At 69.9% G+C, this 16268-nt stretch carries 13 protein-coding genes; 3 read left to right on the forward strand and 10 right to left on the reverse strand.

Translation table 11 applies throughout. The features are described 5' to 3' along the window. Window positions 1-5: 5 nt before the first annotated feature. Window positions 6-539, reverse strand: coding sequence for an orotate phosphoribosyltransferase (gene pyrE, locus J4H86_RS16925; RefSeq protein WP_236538728.1), 534 nt, complete (start codon window positions 537-539; stop codon window positions 6-8). 48 nt (window positions 540-587) lie between these two features. Between pyrE and cutA the strand changes: the two genes are divergently transcribed. Continuing rightward, window positions 588-917, forward strand: coding sequence for a divalent-cation tolerance protein CutA (cutA, locus tag J4H86_RS16930; protein ID WP_236538730.1), 330 nt, complete (start codon window positions 588-590; stop codon window positions 915-917). 606 nt (window positions 918-1523) lie between these two features. On the opposite strand, the gene J4H86_RS16935 is transcribed toward cutA, so the two are convergent. The 4 genes from J4H86_RS16935 to J4H86_RS16950 form a co-directional block, all read right to left on the reverse strand. Continuing rightward, window positions 1524-2096, reverse strand: coding sequence for a hypothetical protein (locus tag J4H86_RS16935; RefSeq protein WP_236538732.1), 573 nt, complete (start codon window positions 2094-2096; stop codon window positions 1524-1526). 14 nt (window positions 2097-2110) lie between these two features. After that, window positions 2111-2329, reverse strand: coding sequence for a hypothetical protein (locus tag J4H86_RS16940; protein ID WP_236538733.1), 219 nt, complete (start codon window positions 2327-2329; stop codon window positions 2111-2113). Window positions 2330-2498: 169 nt separating this feature from the next. Further along, window positions 2499-3740 carry an NYN domain-containing protein gene (locus J4H86_RS16945; RefSeq protein WP_236538734.1) on the reverse strand — a complete coding sequence of 414 codons (1242 nt, stop codon included), beginning with the start codon at window positions 3738-3740 and terminating at the stop codon, window positions 2499-2501. A 402-nt stretch (window positions 3741-4142) separates the two neighbouring features. Then, window positions 4143-6974 carry a sigma-70 family RNA polymerase sigma factor gene (locus tag J4H86_RS16950; RefSeq protein ID WP_236538735.1) on the reverse strand — a complete coding sequence of 944 codons (2832 nt, stop codon included), beginning with the start codon at window positions 6972-6974 and terminating at the stop codon, window positions 4143-4145. A 265-nt stretch (window positions 6975-7239) separates the two neighbouring features. Here J4H86_RS16950 and J4H86_RS16955 point away from each other — a divergent pair, with 265 nt between their 5' ends. Next, complete coding sequence (locus J4H86_RS16955) at window positions 7240-7971, forward strand: hypothetical protein (protein ID WP_236538736.1); 732 nt, start codon at window positions 7240-7242, stop codon at window positions 7969-7971. 403 nt (window positions 7972-8374) lie between these two features. Next, window positions 8375-8602, forward strand: a complete 228-nt coding sequence (locus tag J4H86_RS16960; RefSeq protein WP_236538737.1) for a hypothetical protein — start codon at window positions 8375-8377, stop codon at window positions 8600-8602. A gap of 688 nt (window positions 8603-9290) precedes the next feature. Here J4H86_RS16960 and clpB read toward each other — a convergent pair. The 5 genes from clpB to dnaK all read right to left on the reverse strand — a co-directional run bounded on the left by clpB (window position 9291) and on the right by dnaK (window position 16260). Beyond that, window positions 9291-11900 carry an ATP-dependent chaperone ClpB gene (gene clpB / locus J4H86_RS16965; protein ID WP_236538738.1) on the reverse strand — a complete coding sequence of 870 codons (2610 nt, stop codon included), beginning with the start codon at window positions 11898-11900 and terminating at the stop codon, window positions 9291-9293. 53 nt (window positions 11901-11953) lie between these two features. Further along, window positions 11954-12370: a heat shock protein transcriptional repressor HspR gene (locus J4H86_RS16970; protein ID WP_236538739.1), complete on the reverse strand. Its 417-nt coding sequence runs from the start codon at window positions 12368-12370 to the stop codon at window positions 11954-11956. A gap of 3 nt (window positions 12371-12373) precedes the next feature. Further along, the gene (dnaJ, locus tag J4H86_RS16975) at window positions 12374-13528 is read right to left on the reverse strand and encodes a molecular chaperone DnaJ (RefSeq protein ID WP_236538740.1); all 1155 of its coding nucleotides are present in this window, start codon (window positions 13526-13528) and stop codon (window positions 12374-12376) included. Window positions 13529-13622: 94 nt separating this feature from the next. Then, window positions 13623-14390 carry a nucleotide exchange factor GrpE gene (gene grpE / locus J4H86_RS16980; RefSeq protein WP_236538741.1) on the reverse strand — a complete coding sequence of 256 codons (768 nt, stop codon included), beginning with the start codon at window positions 14388-14390 and terminating at the stop codon, window positions 13623-13625. A gap of 19 nt (window positions 14391-14409) precedes the next feature. Then, a complete protein-coding gene (dnaK, locus tag J4H86_RS16985) occupies window positions 14410-16260 on the reverse strand; it encodes a molecular chaperone DnaK (RefSeq protein WP_236538742.1) in 1851 nt (616 codons plus the stop codon). Between the last annotated feature and the right edge of the window lie 8 nt (window positions 16261-16268).

Here is a 16268-nt window from a genome sequence, read left to right on the forward strand (position 1 = left end):
TCCGGTCAGATAGCGAGCTCGGTGTGGTCGTAGAGCGCCCGGTAGGCAAGCCCCTCGGCTTCGACGTGCGGCCGGGCACCACGATCGACGAGGACCGCCACCGCGACCACCTCAGCGCCCGCCGCACGTAGCGCCTCCACCGCGGTGAGCGCGGATCCCCCGGTGGTGGAGGTGTCCTCCACCACCAACACCCGCCGTCCGGCGACGTCCGGCCCCTCGATCCGGCGCTGCAGCCCATGGACCTTCTCCGCCTTGCGCACCACGAAGGCGTCCAGCGACCCTCCCTCGGCCGCCGCCGCGTGCAGCATGGCCGTCGCGACCGGGTCCGCGCCGAGCGTCAGACCGCCAACGGCGTCGAACTCCAGATCCCGGGTCGCCGCCAGCATTTCCCGCCCCACGAGGGGAGCACTCACGCCACTCAGCGTCACCCGACGCAGATCGATGTAGTAGTCGGCCTCCTTGCCGGACGACAGGGTGACCCGACCGTGGACCACGGCCTTCTCGTTGATGTGCCCCAGCAGGGCCGCACGCTCGCTCATAGGATTCGAGGTTAGACCAGCCCAGATGAGCAGCGGCAAGGAGTGCCGATGACCGACGCCACCCCCGGAACGGTCCGGGTGGAGACAACGACCGACACCCAGTCCGAGGCCGAACGCCTGGCGGCTTCCCTGGTTGAGGCGAACCTGGCCGCCTGCGTCCAGGTCACGGGGCCGATCACCAGCTTCTACCGCTGGGAGGGCCACGTCCACAACGACCCCGAGTGGCTCCTCGTGGTCAAGACAGCCACCGACCGGTTGGACGCCGTGGTCGCCCACCTCCGCCAGCACCACTCCTACGAAGTCCCCGAAGTCGTCGCGGTCCCGGTTATCGGGGGAAATCCGGACTACCTGACCTGGGTCACCACCGAAACCCGATAAGGTCGCGCTGCGCGTGGTGGTCTTCTGTGGCGGCGGTGTCCTCCCCACGACACGAAGGTCGCGCTGCGCGCGGCGGTCTTCTTGATTGGCGGCGTCTGTCTCCATCTGGCTGGCCGCCACGGCCGAACCTCCCGGGGTGTGCCTTTCACGGAGGCCAGTTCCCCGTGTAGGTCACGCCGTGTCCGGTTGCCCCTGGATGACATGCTCCGCATGGCAGGGGGCTTGGCGTGGGGGGCTGCCGAGGTGCAGCGCTGGCCGCCGTGGTTGGGGCCGCGTTTGGCCGCCGCCACGGATCCTCCCCACTACGCACAAAGGTCGCGCTGCGCGCGGCGGTCTTCCTGATTGTCGGCATCCGGCGGCGCGGGGTTGCCCGCCGTGGCCGGCATCAACGGGTCCACGCAGAGAACGGCGCCTTCGGCGGGTGGCCGCGGCACCCAATGACACGCTCCGCGGGGCGTGTTTTCCCGTTCCTTGGCCCGGTTGGCCGCGTGAACGCGGCCTTCGCACGGGCTGGTCGAGACTAGGGGGCGCCATGCCGCTCACTATGAACATGGCGCGGTGGCCGGGGGGAGCTCAGTTTCGTCCACAGTCTGTGGATGAACGCGCCTAGGTGTCGGTGATGAGGCGGTCGAGGTCGTCTTCTGGTAGGCCGAGGTCGACTCCGACCCGATAGCGGGTGCGGAGCAGGCTCTGTAACAGGTTGTGGATGAAGGGCGACACGTTCTGGCTCTGGAAGCGGGTGTAGCCCGTGGTTCCCCAGTCGCGGGCCATGGCGAGGTGGCCGTGGGCGTAGAGGGACTCCACCACCGCGATGTGGGTGGGGAGATTGCGGGGCCCCTCAGCGTCGAGGACGGTGAGGAGGCGGCGGGCCTCGTGGGTGTGGCCGAGGTGGAAGAGGGGACCGATCTGGAGGGCGCGAGGGTCCAGGATGGCCTCACGCCCGTCGGCGGCCGCGGTCCGGTACGTGGCCAGTGCCCGCTCGTGCTCCTCGGCGAGTTCCCACTGTTCACCGGACCGGACCAGGAGCTCCACCCGGGGCACCTCGCTGGCCGGGCCGACCTGTTCCGCGAGGAACGCGAGGTGCTCCGCGGCGGTGGCGTGTTCGCCGGACTGCAGCGCCCACACCTCCCAGGTGTCGAGATCGGACACACTGATGCGAACGGCCGCGTCATCGCTCACTGTGACCTCCACCCCTACTGGCGGGCGCGCTCCAGTGCCTGCCAGAAGCCGTCCCGCAGTGCTTCACGGACTTCGTCGCGGAGCAGGTGGTCCACGGGTAACGCGGACCCCTGCAACATTCGGGCCTCCAGGTCCGACGGCATCGCCGGTCGACGCGCGAGGACCGCCTCGATCCACAACGCCGGTGCGCCCTTGATCGCGGACGCGAAATCGCTTCCCTCCTGGCGGGCCACCTCCACAGCGTCGGCCGGCGACGGACCGGACGCGTTGTCCGCGATGTAGCCGATCTGTGGGGTGGGGTTGGTCGCGGGGCCGTGGCGGGGCCACGGCTGGGGTTCGGGGCCAGTAGCGGACGGGTTCGTCGGTGACGACTCCGCCTCGGCGTAACCGTGATCGGCGTGGCTACTGACCCCACCCGTAGGGTTTGGGCTGTGCCCACCCCCCCGAGCGCGGATCGTGGTTGGGCCGGAACTGTTGCTCCGGACCCGGCGGTCCATGCGTCGGTGGCGGGCCTTCCGGCGGCGTCGGTGTCGCCTGCGGGTGGTGCGCGTGACTGGGCTGGCCCCCGGTGGGTGGGTAGGCCTGTGGGGAGAGCCGCACCGTCTGCTGATCCGGGGCCTGGGGCGCCGCGTGACTGGGGTTCGCCCCGGTGGCCGGGTTCATCGGGTACGCCGGGCTCGCGCCGGTCGGATAGCTGGCGGCGTGGGAGGGCTGCGCCCCCGTGTGGCCACCTGGTGCCGGCGGGCCCCCGGGCTGCCCCGCCGCGGGCTGTGCGCCCGTGGGGAAGGCGAGCCCCATCGCGTCGTTGGACACGTGCTCCATCGGGGGCTGAGTCTGGTGCGGAGCCAGGTGGTCGCCAGTGCGCCGTTGGGCGATGCTCTGCTGCATGGCGCGCAGTTGCTCCATTGCGTTGCCCTCGGCGGAGGGGTGACCCTCGGCCGCGCCGAAGACGGCGCCGCCTCCGGTCCGCACCGGCTTCATCCGGGACTCGCCCGGGTGGACCGAGACGGGGTGGCGGTTGACGTCGGTGTCGGAAGTGCGGGCGTGGCCGTTGGTGAGCGGCGCCGGGCCGAGCGAGACGCCCTCGGTCGCGGACTCCGGTGCCCCGCTGATGAGGTTCACGTGCGGCCGCAGGTGCGTCGCGCCGACCTCGATCAGGTCGTCGCACTCACGCCGCAGCTCCCGCGCGAACGTTGACTCGTCGGCCCCCATCTCCACCTGCACCACGGAGACGCGGACTCCGAGGTCCTGGACGTCGGCGACGACGGGCACCATGTCCTCGTCCCCGCTGACCAGTACGGCCTCGCAGAGCACACCCGAACGGGCGAGGGTGGTGATGTCCCGTTGAACGTAGCTCTCGACGCCTTCTCTGCGGCCGGGGCGGATACGGGCCGCTCGAACCTTCACTCCGGGGATGTCGGCTATGGTGTCCTGCTCCGTGTTGCGGCGGCCCTCGACCGTCGCCTCGTACCAGTAGCAGCGCAGCAGCGGCAGCCCGGTACGGTCGTGCGCGATCTCGTTAAGGAGCCGCACGAGTCCTGGGTAGTCCCAGGAAACGGAGTCACGGTTGCGAGTTCCGTGCACGGCCATCGCACCGTCGGCCAGGAGATAACCGGCGTCCACGAACAGCGCGCAGCGATCCACGTGGCACCGTCCCTTCTTTCGACGCGGTCGAACCCACACCTGTGTGGCATGGGATTCTCGATCTTTCCGAAATCTACGTGGGACGGGCAAAGCCTAGCCAAAGCCGCAAATGGTTCTGCGGTCGAGCCCGTCTCCTCCTACACCGGGCCGCAGTGAACTCCTGCGTCACTGCCCGTCGGGAGCCCGTGGTGATCCATCGCGCCACAGGGTACTTGGCGATGGTGTTCGTGGATGCCCGGCAGAGGTGATGCTACGCGTCCACCAATACTCCGCGCCTGGAATTGGAGTTACTGACGAACCCGTGTGATTCGATTTGGGACGGGTTTGAGCTGGGGATTTCTAGTTTGGGTCGATTTGTCAGCACAATTTGTGTCCGAGTGAAATGGGGGGACGGGGCTGTCATCACGGGGCCTCCGCTGTGACGGCGACAACACCCGCGGCGAGCGCGTCCTGCTCCGTGACCAGCCGTACCGCCGACTCCGCCTCCAAGGTGCCCTCGAACCCCACGACGTCGGTACCGAAGGTGAGCGGCGGTCCGACCGCCCCCTGGGAGTAGCTGGCGAACGCGTTGTTCGGGTCCTGGTCCCCGCCGAGCGGCGTCAGGGGCTGTTCGTCGAGTAGGACCTGGTCACCCGGGATGTCGGCGTCGCCCTCCCAGGCCACCACGTCGAACCGCGCCGCCGCGTCGGCCGGGAGCAGACCGGCGAGCGGGAAGGCGATGCCGTCCGAGTCGTGCTGGATCGCCTGGGCGGTGTCAAGCACCATCGCGGTCTGGTTGGGCGCGTCCGGGTCGTCGATCACGGTGACCAGGGACCACCCCGCGTAGTGGCCGACTCCGGCCTCCCCGGGAATGTCCGCGACCCACCACGTACCGCCTCCTTGGTCACGCACCTGCTCGGTGACGTCGGCGAATCCCTGGTAGGCGGAGTAGTTGGGGAGCTCCACGGAGTCCACCTCCTGGGCCGGCACCTCGGTGTAGCCGTCGGCCTGCGGTCCGCGGAGGCGGGCCGTGGCGCCGGAGGCGGGATCGGCGACCCCGGAGAAGTACAGTCCCGCCCAGCGCACCTCGGCCCCTTCGGGGACGGACAGCTCCGCGGCACTCGACATGGAGGTCGTGGGGTCGTCGTCATCGTCGGCCGGGCGCATCGACCACGCGTCGTTGTTCCGGTTGTCGCCGCCCCGCTCCAAGGCCTGCGCACACGACCCCTCGTCCGCGTCGTCCTCCGGTTCGGGCTCCGACGGGACCTCCGGCAGGTCCTCCTCGGGGTCGGGTGCCGGGACGTCGGGAGTGGGCGGGAGGTCCGGGCCGTCCACCCCAGGGGGCGGGGTCGGATCGGGGAGGTCGGGGACATCCGGCGATTCGGGGACGTCCGGAACCTCGGGATTGAACGGGTCCGGAATGTTCCACGCGGGTTCGGTGGAGACACCGGGCTCGGGGTTCGGGGCGAGCGGTTCCGGCACGATGGGCAGTTGGCCAGGTACCGGGTTGGGCACACCGAACGGGAAGTCGGGCTCGCTGTCGTCCGTACAGCGCAGCAGGGCGTTGCCCACCGCCTCCACCCGCAGCGACCCGGTCCCCGCGTAACGCGCCGGGACGCCGTCGGTGGTCACACCTCGGTCCGCCTCCGCCTCGGCCAGGACCTCGCCGTCAGCGGTGCGCACCGAGAGGGAGAGCGTCCCCTCTCCGCTCGCGGAGCTGGCGACGTCGACGTCCACGTAGTCGGTGGTGCTGGCGCCGGCCTCCAGACCCGCGCGTGTGCACTGTGCCCCTTCGGGTTCGGGAACACAGGTCCATCCGTCGGTCTGTGACCGCGGTGTCGCGGGGGCCGACGATCCGGCTGCGGCCCCCGGAGCCAGCGACACCCCGTCGGGGAAGGTCAGGTCCGCCGTGAGCTCCTCGGTCCCTTCGCCGCCATTGTTCACCAGGCTGATCACGACGACCCCGGGGCGTCCGGGCACCAGTGCGCCCGCCGGCGCGATCGAGGCCCCGTACTCGGGGTCGTCCTCGCTCTCCGGCGGGTCGACGGCCTCCGGCGGGATGATGACGGGGAACAGGGGCGGAGGAGGCGCCGGGATCGAGAAGCCGGCGACGGCCGGATCGACGGACGGGTCGTCGGGGTCGTCGTTGTCGGCCGCGGCCGCCGAGTCGGGGCCGTCCGTGTCGGAGTCCGCGCCGTCGGAGTCGCCCCCGTCACCTCCACCGTCGCCGTCACCATCCCCGCCGCCCGAACCGGATCCGCCGCCGCCACCACCGCCGCCAGGCTGGTCCGGAGCCGCCTGGGCCGGCACCTCCGACTCGTCGTCGATCGGTTGATGGTCGCCGATCGGGGCGAGCGCGACCGCCGCGATGACCAGCGCCGCCGCAGCGCCGGCCGCGACCCCCTGCTGCTGCCGCTTCGGCATACGTCCCCAGACGCCGACCGCGGTCCCGGCCGTGGGCAGCGCCGACAGGTAGCCGGTGAAGCCGACCCCGGCGATGAGTGGTCCGACGATGCCGCGCAGCCCCACGTTGACGTCCATGAGTTCCGCGTAGACGTGCCGGCAGTCCCCGCAGGAGTCCAGGTGGCCGTCCACCGTCGCCGACTCGCGCTTGGCCAGCCCGCCCCGGACGTAGGCCCCGAGGCGCTCCAGCGCCGGACGGCACTTCTCCTCGGGCGCGTTGTTGGCGAGGTGCATCTGCAGGTAGCCCTCACGCAGCCGCTCCCGGGCGCGGTAGGCCAGGGCCGCGACGCCGTTGGCGCTCAGGCCGAGGATGGGGGCGACGTCGGACGGCCGCGCCCCCTCGATCTCCGTGTGCCACAGCACCGCCTGGTACCGCTCGGGCAGCGCGAGGAACGCCCGGGCGATGAGGGACCGCTCCAGCCCCTCCAGCGCCGGGTCGACGAACGGCTCACCGCAGTCGAAGGGTGAGATGTCGTCGGTGAGCACGTGGCGCTTCTGCCCGCGCAGGCGGTCGTAGGCCACGTGGCGTACCGAGGCGAGCAGGTAGGCACGGAACCCGTCCGTCGGCCCCGCTCCGCGCTGGAGGATGCTCAGCACCCGGGCGAAGGCCTCCGAGACGATGTCGTCGACCTCGGAGCGATTGCGGGCGAGCTGACCGGCCAGCGACCGTGCGGCCTCGCAGTGCCGTTCGTAGAGGGTGGCGTACCCCGACGTGTCACCGGCCCGAACCGCATCCAATAGCTGGTTGTCCGCGACCTCCGCCTCGGCCGAGCCGTAGGACCCTTCGTTCACCGATCATCCCTCCGAGGCGTCCCGAGACCGGGGCGCTGACCACGTGGGAGGGGGATGGAGCCGTGTTCACGTATCGGCGTATGTGTGAAGGAATCTGGCACTCCCCCCACCCAAGGCGAAAACCACAGGAAAAAAATCATGCCGTAGTCGCGTCATAGTCGCAGCAGATTCCAGTTATCCACATAGGCGACAACGCAGGAGTCATACGGAGGCCCTGGTCGGAAGCGGTGGACGCGACGCGAGTCGCCGGAGAAGGGAGGTGGCCATGCACGGGTGGCCGGTGGGCACACATCACAAACGACCGCAGGATCTGCGGACGACGTGGTGCTGGAACAGTCACGAACGGGGATGGGAGTCGGCCGAGGAGTGGTGGACGCCCGCGGTCGAGTCGCTGTGCCGCGCGCTCGTCGACGCACGGGGCGACGTGGCGCAGGTGTGTGCCCAGTTCGGTGGCGAGCGGGCACAGGCCGGTGTCGGGGTCGGCGCCACGATGGAGGACTTCGCGGCCCTGTGTGAGGTGACCGGCGGGGAGAACCCGCCTTTTCCGTTGGTGAAGGCGCTCGTCGAGGGGTGGGTGGACGGGACGCGGTCGCGTGACGACTGCCGCGACCCCCTGACCGGTCTCGCGGTGCCCGGCTACCTCCGCACCCGCCTGGGCGAGTTGTACGAGGCGTCCGCGGGTGATCCCCCGCAGGAGTCGCACCGGCTGCTCGTCGCGGTGGTCGACTCCGCGGCGGACCCGTGGAGCCGTATCGCCCGCCTGATTGTGGTCAGTCATGAACTCCGGTCCTTTTTCGGCGGTGGAGTGACTGTAGCGCTCCTGAGCAAGAGCCGCGTCGGAATCCTGGCAGCGCACGACGAGGGTGACCCGGACCGCGTCGCCGGTCTGGACCGAGATCTGCGTCGTCGGCACGGGGCGGAGCTCTGGAACGTTCCGTTGCCGGGAACTTATCCAGAGGCCGCGCAGCTCCTACGGGACATCGCGCGGCCCTCCTGACGCCGCCGGCACTGTTGGCCCCGTAGAGGGGGCGGGGCCCGGTGCCGGCGGCCCGTCTCGACGCGTCGGTCCCCATGAGGGGGGCGGGACCGGCCGGTCGAGACGCGGAGCGCGTTCGAGAGGAGGGGCTCGAACGCGCCCACACCGGACCCTCGGTCCCGACTGGGGAGTGGGGCTGACGGTCCGGGCTCCGGGGGCGTGCTCGAGAGGGAGTGGCTCGAGCGCGCCCCACCTCGGCCCGTCGGTTCCCACGAGGGGGGCAGGACCGGCGGGCCGAGACCGGGGGAGTTGGGGAAGAGACCGGGCCGCGTTCGAGAGGAGGGACTCGAGCGCGGCCCACTAGCGGGCGGCCGATTCACGAAACGCCCCGCCAGCGGGGACTCCAGGCAGTAAGGTGCGTTTCATGCGCTTTCAGCACGCCGCTCAGTTCGACACCGAGCTGCTGATGGGCGACACGGTGATCGAACGCGGAAGCACACTGTTGCCGGGCCCGGAGCCGGAGCGGTTCGACCCGCTGCGGAACTGGGCGCAGCTCTGCGCCAACGTCGAGGACCAACCCGTCACCTGGCGCGCCATCAAGGCCGGCGAGGTCGTCATGGACGGGGCCTGCTACCCCCGCGAGGGAACATAGCCCCGTCAGCCCGTGCGCCGCACCACCGCGCACGGTGTCAGAAGCACGGCCGCCGGTCGACATTCCCGCACCGAACGGAGCGTGCGGGGCGATTCGTCGTGCGGTGAACGAGCCGAGCCCCGTGCCCCCGGGCGGGAGCCCGGGCCGGGCCACGCCCGCTGGCCCCCCGTGCGCCGAACCATCGCGCACAGTGGCAGCGATCCCGCCGGCCATGGCCACGTCGGCGCCGTCCGCAGGCCCCCTACGGCAGGGCGTGGGCGTGTCATCTGCGGACCATCGTCGAGGCGAGCGAGGGCGTCAGGGGCGCTTCCGTGAGGGAGCGCACCCCGCAGGTGTCGTGCGGTGACGGAGCCGCCCCCACGCTCCGGGCGGGAGCCGCGGCCACGCCCGGACACGGGTCACGGGCGCGCCGGGGGGCGTGCCCGTGACCGTCGATGTTTCTCGTGAATCAACGCGGAGTCACGTCACAGCGCACGTGCGCTGCGCTGACCGCATTTGGAACAGCGGAACTCTCGTTCGGTTGGGTAGTGAATCCAGTCGTGCTCTCCGCCTCGCGGGCAGGCGCTCATGAGGGGTCTTCACCAGCCTTGGTCGGGTGCGAAAGCGTCCACGAGGGAACGCTTCCCCGGTGCGCGGAGCGAACACCGGGGTGGTTGACATTGGCTGTCTACCCAGCGGGCGCCGGTCCCTATCCGACGGTGAGCTCCGACGGGGTGGGGCCGACCACGAGCCGGTCCTGGCCGTCGGGCTTGTCCACGAGCACGCCGTCGCCGTCGCGGAGCTCTCCGGAGAGGAGCTCCCGGGCCAGGGGGTCGCCGATGGACCCCTGGACGAGGCGACGCAGTGGCCGGGCCCCGTAGCTGGGGTCGTATCCCTGGGTCACCAGCCAGTCCCGGGCGGCCTCGGTGACGTTCAGCGTGAGCCGCCGGTTCGCGAGGCGTTCGGCGAGTCGGTCCACCTGGAGGTTCACGATCTGCGCGAGCTCGTCCTTGCTGAGCGCGTCGAACATGATGATGTCGTCGAGCCGGTTCAGGAACTCGGGCTTGAACGTGGCGCGCACGATCTCCAGGACCCGGTCCCGCCGCGCGGCCTCCGCCATGGAGGTGTCCACGAGGAACTGCGAGCCCAGGTTGGAGGTGAGGATGAGCAGGGTGTTGCGGAAGTCGACCTGGCGCCCCTGGCCGTCGGTCAGCCGCCCGTCGTCCAACACCTGCAGCAGCGTGTCGAAGACCTCGAGGTGCGCCTTCTCCACCTCGTCGAGCAGCACCACGGTGTAGGGCCGGCGGCGCACCGCCTCGGTGAGTTGACCGCCCTCCTCGTAGCCGACGTATCCGGGCGGCGCACCGACCAGTCGGGACACGGAGTGCTTCTCGGAGTACTCGCTCATGTCGATCCGGACGATGGCCCGTTCGTCGTCGAACAGGAACTCCGCCAGCGCCTTGGCGAGCTCGGTCTTACCCACCCCGGTCGGACCGAGGAAGAGGAAGGAGCCGGTGGGCCGGTCCGGGTCGGAGATGCCGGCCCGGGCGCGACGCACCGCGTCGGAGACGGCGCGCACGGCGGCGGACTGGCCGATCAGCCGCTTGCCGAGCTCGTCCTCCATCCGCAGGAGCTTGGAGGTCTCGCCCTCCATGAGCCGCCCGACGGGGATGCCGGTCCAGGACGACACGACCTCCGCGACGTCGTCGGCGCCGACCTCCTCCTTCACCATGAGGTCGTCGTTCTGTTCGGCCTCCTCCTCGGCGGAGGACGCCTCGGCGAGCTGCTTCTCGAGGTCGGGGATGGCGCCGTACTGGAGCCGGGACGCGGTCTCGAGGTCGTTGTCGCGTTCGGCCCGGTCGGCCTGGCTGCGGAGTTCGTCCAGGCGTTCTTTCAGTTCTCCGACCTGGTTCAGGCCCGCCTTCTCCGCCTCCCATCGGGCGTTGAGCGCGTCCAGGCGTTCCTGGGTGTTGGCGAGCTCGTCCTGGAGGCGTCGGAGCCGGTCCTGGCTCGCCTCGTCGGACTCCTTCGCCAGGGCCATCTCCTCCATCCTCATCCGGTCCACGGAGCGCTGGAGTTCGTCGATCTCCACGGGTCGGGAGTCGATCTCCATGCGCAGGCGGGACGCGGCCTCGTCGACGAGGTCGATGGCCTTGTCGGGGAGGAAGCGGGCGGTGATGTACCGGTCGGAGAGCGTCGCCGCCGCCACCAGCGCGGAGTCGGCGATCTGCACCTTGTGGTGCGCTTCGTACCGGCCCTTCAGCCCGCGCAGGATGGCGATGGTGTCCGCGGCGGAGGGCTCGTCCACGAGCACCTGCTGGAAGCGCCGTTCCAGCGCCGGGTCCTTCTCGATGCGTTCGCGGTACTCGTCGAGCGTGGTGGCGCCGACCATGCGGAGTTCGCCCCGCGCGAGCATGGGCTTGAGCATGTTGCCGGCGTCCATGGCGCCCTCGGAAGCACCCGCGCCGACCATGGTGTGCAGTTCGTCGATGAAGGTGACGACCTGCCCCTCCGACTCCTTGATCTCGTTCAGGACCGACTTCAGGCGCTCCTCGAACTCGCCGCGGTACTTGGCGCCGGCGACCATCGCCGAGAGGTCCAGGGACACCAGCCGCTTGTTGCGCAGGGACTCGGGCACGTCGCCGTCCACGATGCGCTGTGCGAGCCCCTCCACCACGGAGGTCTTGCCCACGCCGGGGTCGCCGATGAGGACCGGGTTGTTCTTGGTGCGGCGGGAGAGGACCTGGATGACGCGCCGGATCTCGGTGTCGCGGCCGATGACCGGGTCGAGTTTGCCGCCGCGCGCCATCTCGGTCAGGTCGACGCCGAACTTCTCCAGGGACTGGTAGGTGTCCTCCGGGTTCTCCGACGTGACCCGAGCGTTGCCCCGCACCTGCTCGAACGCCTCCAGCAGGGCGTCCGGGGTGGCTCCGACCTCGCGCAGGATTCGGGCGGCCTCCCCGCCGTCGGAGGCGAGTCCGACGAGCAGGTGCTCGGTGGAGATGAACTCGTCCTCGAGCTGCTTGGCGCGCTGCGAGGCCGTGTTGATGACGGTGATGAGCTCCCGCGAGCTCTGCGGCGCGTTGACGCTGGCGCCGCTGACCTTGGGCAGAGCGTCGATCGCCTGCTCGGTGCGTTGTTGCACCGTGTTGGGGCTCGCTCCCACCGCCTGCAGCAGGGGACGGGTGATGCCGTCGGACTGCTGCACGAGCGCGTCCAACAGGTGGACGGGCTCCACGTTGGGCGTGCCGTCGGTCGTGGCGCGACGCATCGCGCCGGAGAGGGCCTCTTGGCTCTTGCGGGTGTACTTCAGGTCCATACTTCCCGTCCCCTCGGGTCGATCCGGTTCACACGACGGTGTGCGGCGGTCGGCTACCTGGGGGGTTCGCCCGACTCGAAGATCGTGACGCGCGCGTGGCGGACCGGCAGGATCTCGGCCCCCGGTCGGGTCTGTCCCACGCCGCGGCGCGCCACGGCGTTACGTGCCGCCTGCAGCTCGTTGCGCATGTGGAACACGTGCTGCCGCAGTTCCGCGACCTCACGCTCGAGCTCGAGGATCCGCTTGATGCCGGCGAGGTTGATGCCGTGCTCCTGCGAGAGGCGCTGTACTTCGCGCAGGAGCTGGATGTCGCGCATGGAGTAGCGCCGGCCCCGGCCGGAGGAACGGCCGGGGGAGACGAGACCGAGACGGTCGTACTGGCGCAACGTCTGCGGGTGCAGACCGGAGATCTCCGCCGCCACCGAGATGACGTACAGCGGAGTGTCGTCGTCGAACCGTCTGTCGTTCATGTTCTAGGCCCCCTTCGCGCGAGCCTCGAGACCGCTGCGTGGATCCTGGTCGGATGTGGCGGCCTGGTACTTCTCCAGGGCCTCACGGGCCGTGGGGTTCAGGGTCTTGGGGACCGACACCTCCACGGTCACCAGCAGGTCGCTGATGGTTCCGTCCCGTCGCGGCGCCCCCTTGCCGCGGACCCGGAACGTCCGCCCGTTGGGCGTGCCCGGTGGGATCTTCACGGTGACCGGGAAGCCGTTCAGGGTGGGGACCCGAACGTCGGCACCGAGCGCGGCCTCCGGGAAGGAGACCGGGATGGTGACGGTGAGGTTCTCGCCTGACTTGCCGAACAGTTTGTGCTGCTGCACATGCACCACCACGTAGAGGTCTCCGGCCGGTCCCCCCCGTTCTCCCGGCGCTCCTTTGCCCTTGATTCTGATGCGCTGCCCGTCGCTCACCCCCGCGGGGATGCGCGCCTGGATCGTACGGGTGCTCTGCCCCCGGCCGCTGCCGCTGCAGAAGGGGCATGGGTCGTCGACGACGAGGCCGCGCCCCTTGCACTCCGGGCAGGGTTCGGACAGGGAGAAACCACCGAGGTTGCGGCTCGCGTGCCCGGTGCCCTCGCAGTTGGGGCACACACGCGGTGTCGTCCCGGTCTTGGCGCCGGTCCCGTTGCAGTGGGCACAGGCGGACTCGCTGGTCAACCGGAACGAACGGGTGATGCCCGACGCGGCCTCCTGGAAGGTCAGCGTCGTCTCGGTCTCCACGTCGGCCCCGCGTCGGGCCTGGGTCGTGGTCGGACCGCCGCGGCCACGGTTGCCGAACAGGCCCCCGAACAGGTCGCTCAGGCGTTCTCCACCGGCCTGTCCTGCCTGGCCGAAGAGGTCCCCGACGTTGAAGTCGCCGGTCCCGCCGCCACCCCCCGGACGGTAGGACCCGCCGAACATCGACCGGGCGTCGTCGTACTCCTTGCGCCGGTCGGTGTCGGAGAGGACGTTGTAGGCCTCGGAGATCTCCTTGAAGCGGTCCTCGGCCGACTCGTCGCCCTTGTTCGCGTCCGGGTGGTACTTGCGCGCCAGCTTGCGGTAGGACTGCTTGATCTCGTCCTGCGTCGCCGTCTTCGAGACCCCGAGGACCTTGTAGTAGTCCTTCTCCAGGTAGTCCTTCGTGCTCATCGGCGCCTAGCCTTCTCCCGCTCGTCCGCTACGTCGTTGCCACCCGGCCGAGATTCTCGTGCCCGGGGTCGCCCCCGGGCACGAGAACTCCGCATTACTCTCGACTCGCTTCGGTGGCGTCCCCGGCGCCATCCGACTCCTCGGCCGTCGCGGACTCATTGTCCTCCGGCGGCGCGGCCGCCGACTCGGCGGCCTCCTCTGGTTCGTCCGCGGGCCCGCCGACGACGACGCGGGCCGGACGCACCACCCGCTCCTCGACGCGGTAACCGGGCTGGAATACCTCGATCACCGTCGGCGTGCTCAGCCCGGGCGTGGGGACCATGGTGAGCGCCTCGTGCACGGTCGGGTCGAACGTGTCGCCCTGTTCTCCGTACTTCTCCAAGCCGAACTTGGTGACGAGGGCCTCCAGGGACTCACCGACGGACCTGAAGCCGCCGGTGAGCTCGTCGTGGTCCCGAGCGCGACCGATGTCGTCCAGGACGGGAAGGAGTTCCCCGAGCACCTGGATCAGGGCCTGGTCGCGGGTCGCGGCCCGGTCCCGGTCGACCCGCTTGCGGTAGTTGGCGTACTCCGCCTGTACCCGCTGTAGGTCGGCGGTCCGTTCCGCGAGCTGCTGCCGAACGCCCTCGACGTCCTCGGCGACGCCCCCGTCCGTCTGGTCGGTCGCCGCTGCCGTGGCCTCGGCGTCGGACGGCTCGGACTCCGGGGTCACGCCCTCGGACTCCTGCTTCTCGGCCTCCTCCACCGTGGGTTCTCCTGCCTCTGCGCTGCGGGCCTGGAAGGTCTTGGGGTCGATCCGGCGGTTGTCCCGGATGACCGGACCGTCCTGGTCCGTGTCGTTGTCCTGCTCCGGTCGCGCCATCAGGCTGCTCCTCTCCTGATCAGGCGCTACCGTCGCGCTTGCCGGTGTCGTCGTCGACGACCTCGGCATCTACGACGTCCTCCTCGGCGCCACCAGCCTCCTCGGAGCCGGCGGCGGCTCCCTCGGACGGGGCCTGGCCCTGGCCGTAGATCGCGGATCCGATCTTCTGGCTGGTCAGGGCGACCTTCTCGCTGGAGGTGCGGATGGCCTCGATGTCGCTGCCCTCAAGAGCGGACTTCAGCTCGCCCAGGGCGGCCTCCGTCTCCTCCTTGGTCTCGGCCGGGATCTTGTCCTCGTTGTCCTTGATGACCTTCTCGGTCTGGTAGACGAGCGACTCCGCGTTATTGCGGACCTCGGCCTCTTCGCGACGCTTGCGGTCCTCTTCCGCGTACTGCTCGGCGTCCTTGACCATCTGGTTGATGTCGTCCTTGGACATCGCCGAGCCGCCGGAGATGGTCACCGACTGCTCCTTGCCGGTGCCGAGGTCCTTCGCGGTGACGCTGACGATGCCGTTGGCGTCGATGTCGAAGGTGACCTCGATCTGCGGCGTGCCACGCGGCGCCGGCGGGATGCCGGCCAGGTCGAAGACGCCCAGCTTCTTGTTGTACTGCGCGATCTCGCGCTCACCCTGGTAGACCTGGATCTGCACCGAGGGCTGGTTGTCGTCCGCCGTCGTGAAGATCTCCGAGCGCTTGGTCGGGATCGTGGTGTTGCGCTCGATCAGCTTGGTGAAGACGCCGCCCTTGGTCTCGATGCCGAGGGACAGCGGGGTGACGTCCAGCAGCAGGACGTCCTTGACCTCACCCTTGAGCACACCCGCCTGCAGCGCGGCACCGATGGCCACGACCTCGTCGGGGTTGACGCCCTTGTTCGGGTCCTGTCCGCCGGTGAGCTCCTTGACGAGCTCGGCGACGGCGGGCATGCGGGTGGAACCACCCACGAGGACCACGTGGTGCATCTGGCTGACGTTGATGCCAGCGTCCTTGATGACCTGGTGGAACGGGGTCTTGACCCGCTCGAGGAGGTCGGAGGTGAGGCGCTGGAACTCCGCCCGGGTGAGCTTCTCCTCGATGTGGAGCGCGCCCTCGGGCGAGGCGGTGATGTAGGGAAGGTGGATCGTGGTCTCCGTGGAGCTGGAGAGCTCGATCTTCGCCTTCTCCGCGGCCTCGCGCAGCCGCTGCATGGCCATCTTGTCCTTGGACAGGTCCACGCCGTTGCTGCTTCGGAACCGCTCGACGAGCCAGTCCACGACGGCCTGGTCCCAGTCGTCACCACCGAGGTGGTTGTCGCCGTTGGTCGCCTTGACCTCGACCACTCCGTCGCCCACCTCGAGCAGGGAGACGTCGAAGGTTCCACCACCGAGGTCGAAGACGAGGATGGTGTGCTCGTCCTCCTTCTCCAGGTGGTAGGCGAGGGCCGCCGAGGTCGGCTCGTTGATGATGCGCAGGACGTTCAGCCCCGCGATCTGCCCGGCCTCCTTGGTGGCCTGGCGCTGGGCGTCGCTGAAGTACGCGGGGACGGTGATCACGGCGTCCGTGACGTCCTCGCCGAGGTACGCCTCGGCGTCCCGCTTCAGCTTCTGCAGGATGAACGCACTGATCTGCTGGGGGTTGAAGGACTTGCCGTCGATGTCGATCGACCAGTCCGTGCCCATGTGCCGCTTCACCGAGCGGATGGTGCGCTCGACGTTGGTGACCGCCTGACGCTTGGCGACCTCACCAACGAGAACCTCGCCGTTCTTCGCGAAGGCGACGACGGACGGCGTGGTCCGGGCACCCTCAGCATTGGTGATGACTGTGGGCTCGCCGCCCTCCATGACTGAGACGACCGAGTTGGTCGTACCCAGGTCGATACCGACCGCACGTGCCATGAGTTCTT

The organism is Spiractinospora alimapuensis, from assembly GCF_018437505.1.
In the GTDB taxonomy this organism is placed as follows: Bacteria; Actinomycetota; Actinomycetes; order Streptosporangiales; family Streptosporangiaceae; genus Spiractinospora; species Spiractinospora alimapuensis.

What these genes read in the sequence shown, in the direction of transcription:
- dnaK (WP_236538742.1), bottom strand. Translation starts at nt 16,260, where the DNA reads ATGGCACGTGCGGTCGGTATCGACCTGGGTACGACCAACTCGGTCGTC.
- pyrE (WP_236538728.1), bottom strand. Translation starts at nt 539, where the DNA reads ATGAGCGAGCGTGCGGCCCTGCTGGGGCACATCAACGAGAAGGCCGTG.
- J4H86_RS16960 (WP_236538737.1), top strand. Translation starts at nt 8,375, where the DNA reads ATGCGCTTTCAGCACGCCGCTCAGTTCGACACCGAGCTGCTGATGGGC.
- dnaJ (WP_236538740.1), bottom strand. Translation starts at nt 13,528, where the DNA reads ATGAGCACGAAGGACTACCTGGAGAAGGACTACTACAAGGTCCTCGGG.
- clpB (WP_236538738.1), bottom strand. Translation starts at nt 11,900, where the DNA reads ATGGACCTGAAGTACACCCGCAAGAGCCAAGAGGCCCTCTCCGGCGCG.
- cutA (WP_236538730.1), top strand. Translation starts at nt 588, where the DNA reads ATGACCGACGCCACCCCCGGAACGGTCCGGGTGGAGACAACGACCGAC.
- J4H86_RS16955 (WP_236538736.1), top strand. Translation starts at nt 7,240, where the DNA reads ATGCACGGGTGGCCGGTGGGCACACATCACAAACGACCGCAGGATCTG.
- grpE (WP_236538741.1), bottom strand. Translation starts at nt 14,390, where the DNA reads ATGGCGCGACCGGAGCAGGACAACGACACGGACCAGGACGGTCCGGTC.
- J4H86_RS16970 (WP_236538739.1), bottom strand. Translation starts at nt 12,370, where the DNA reads ATGAACGACAGACGGTTCGACGACGACACTCCGCTGTACGTCATCTCG.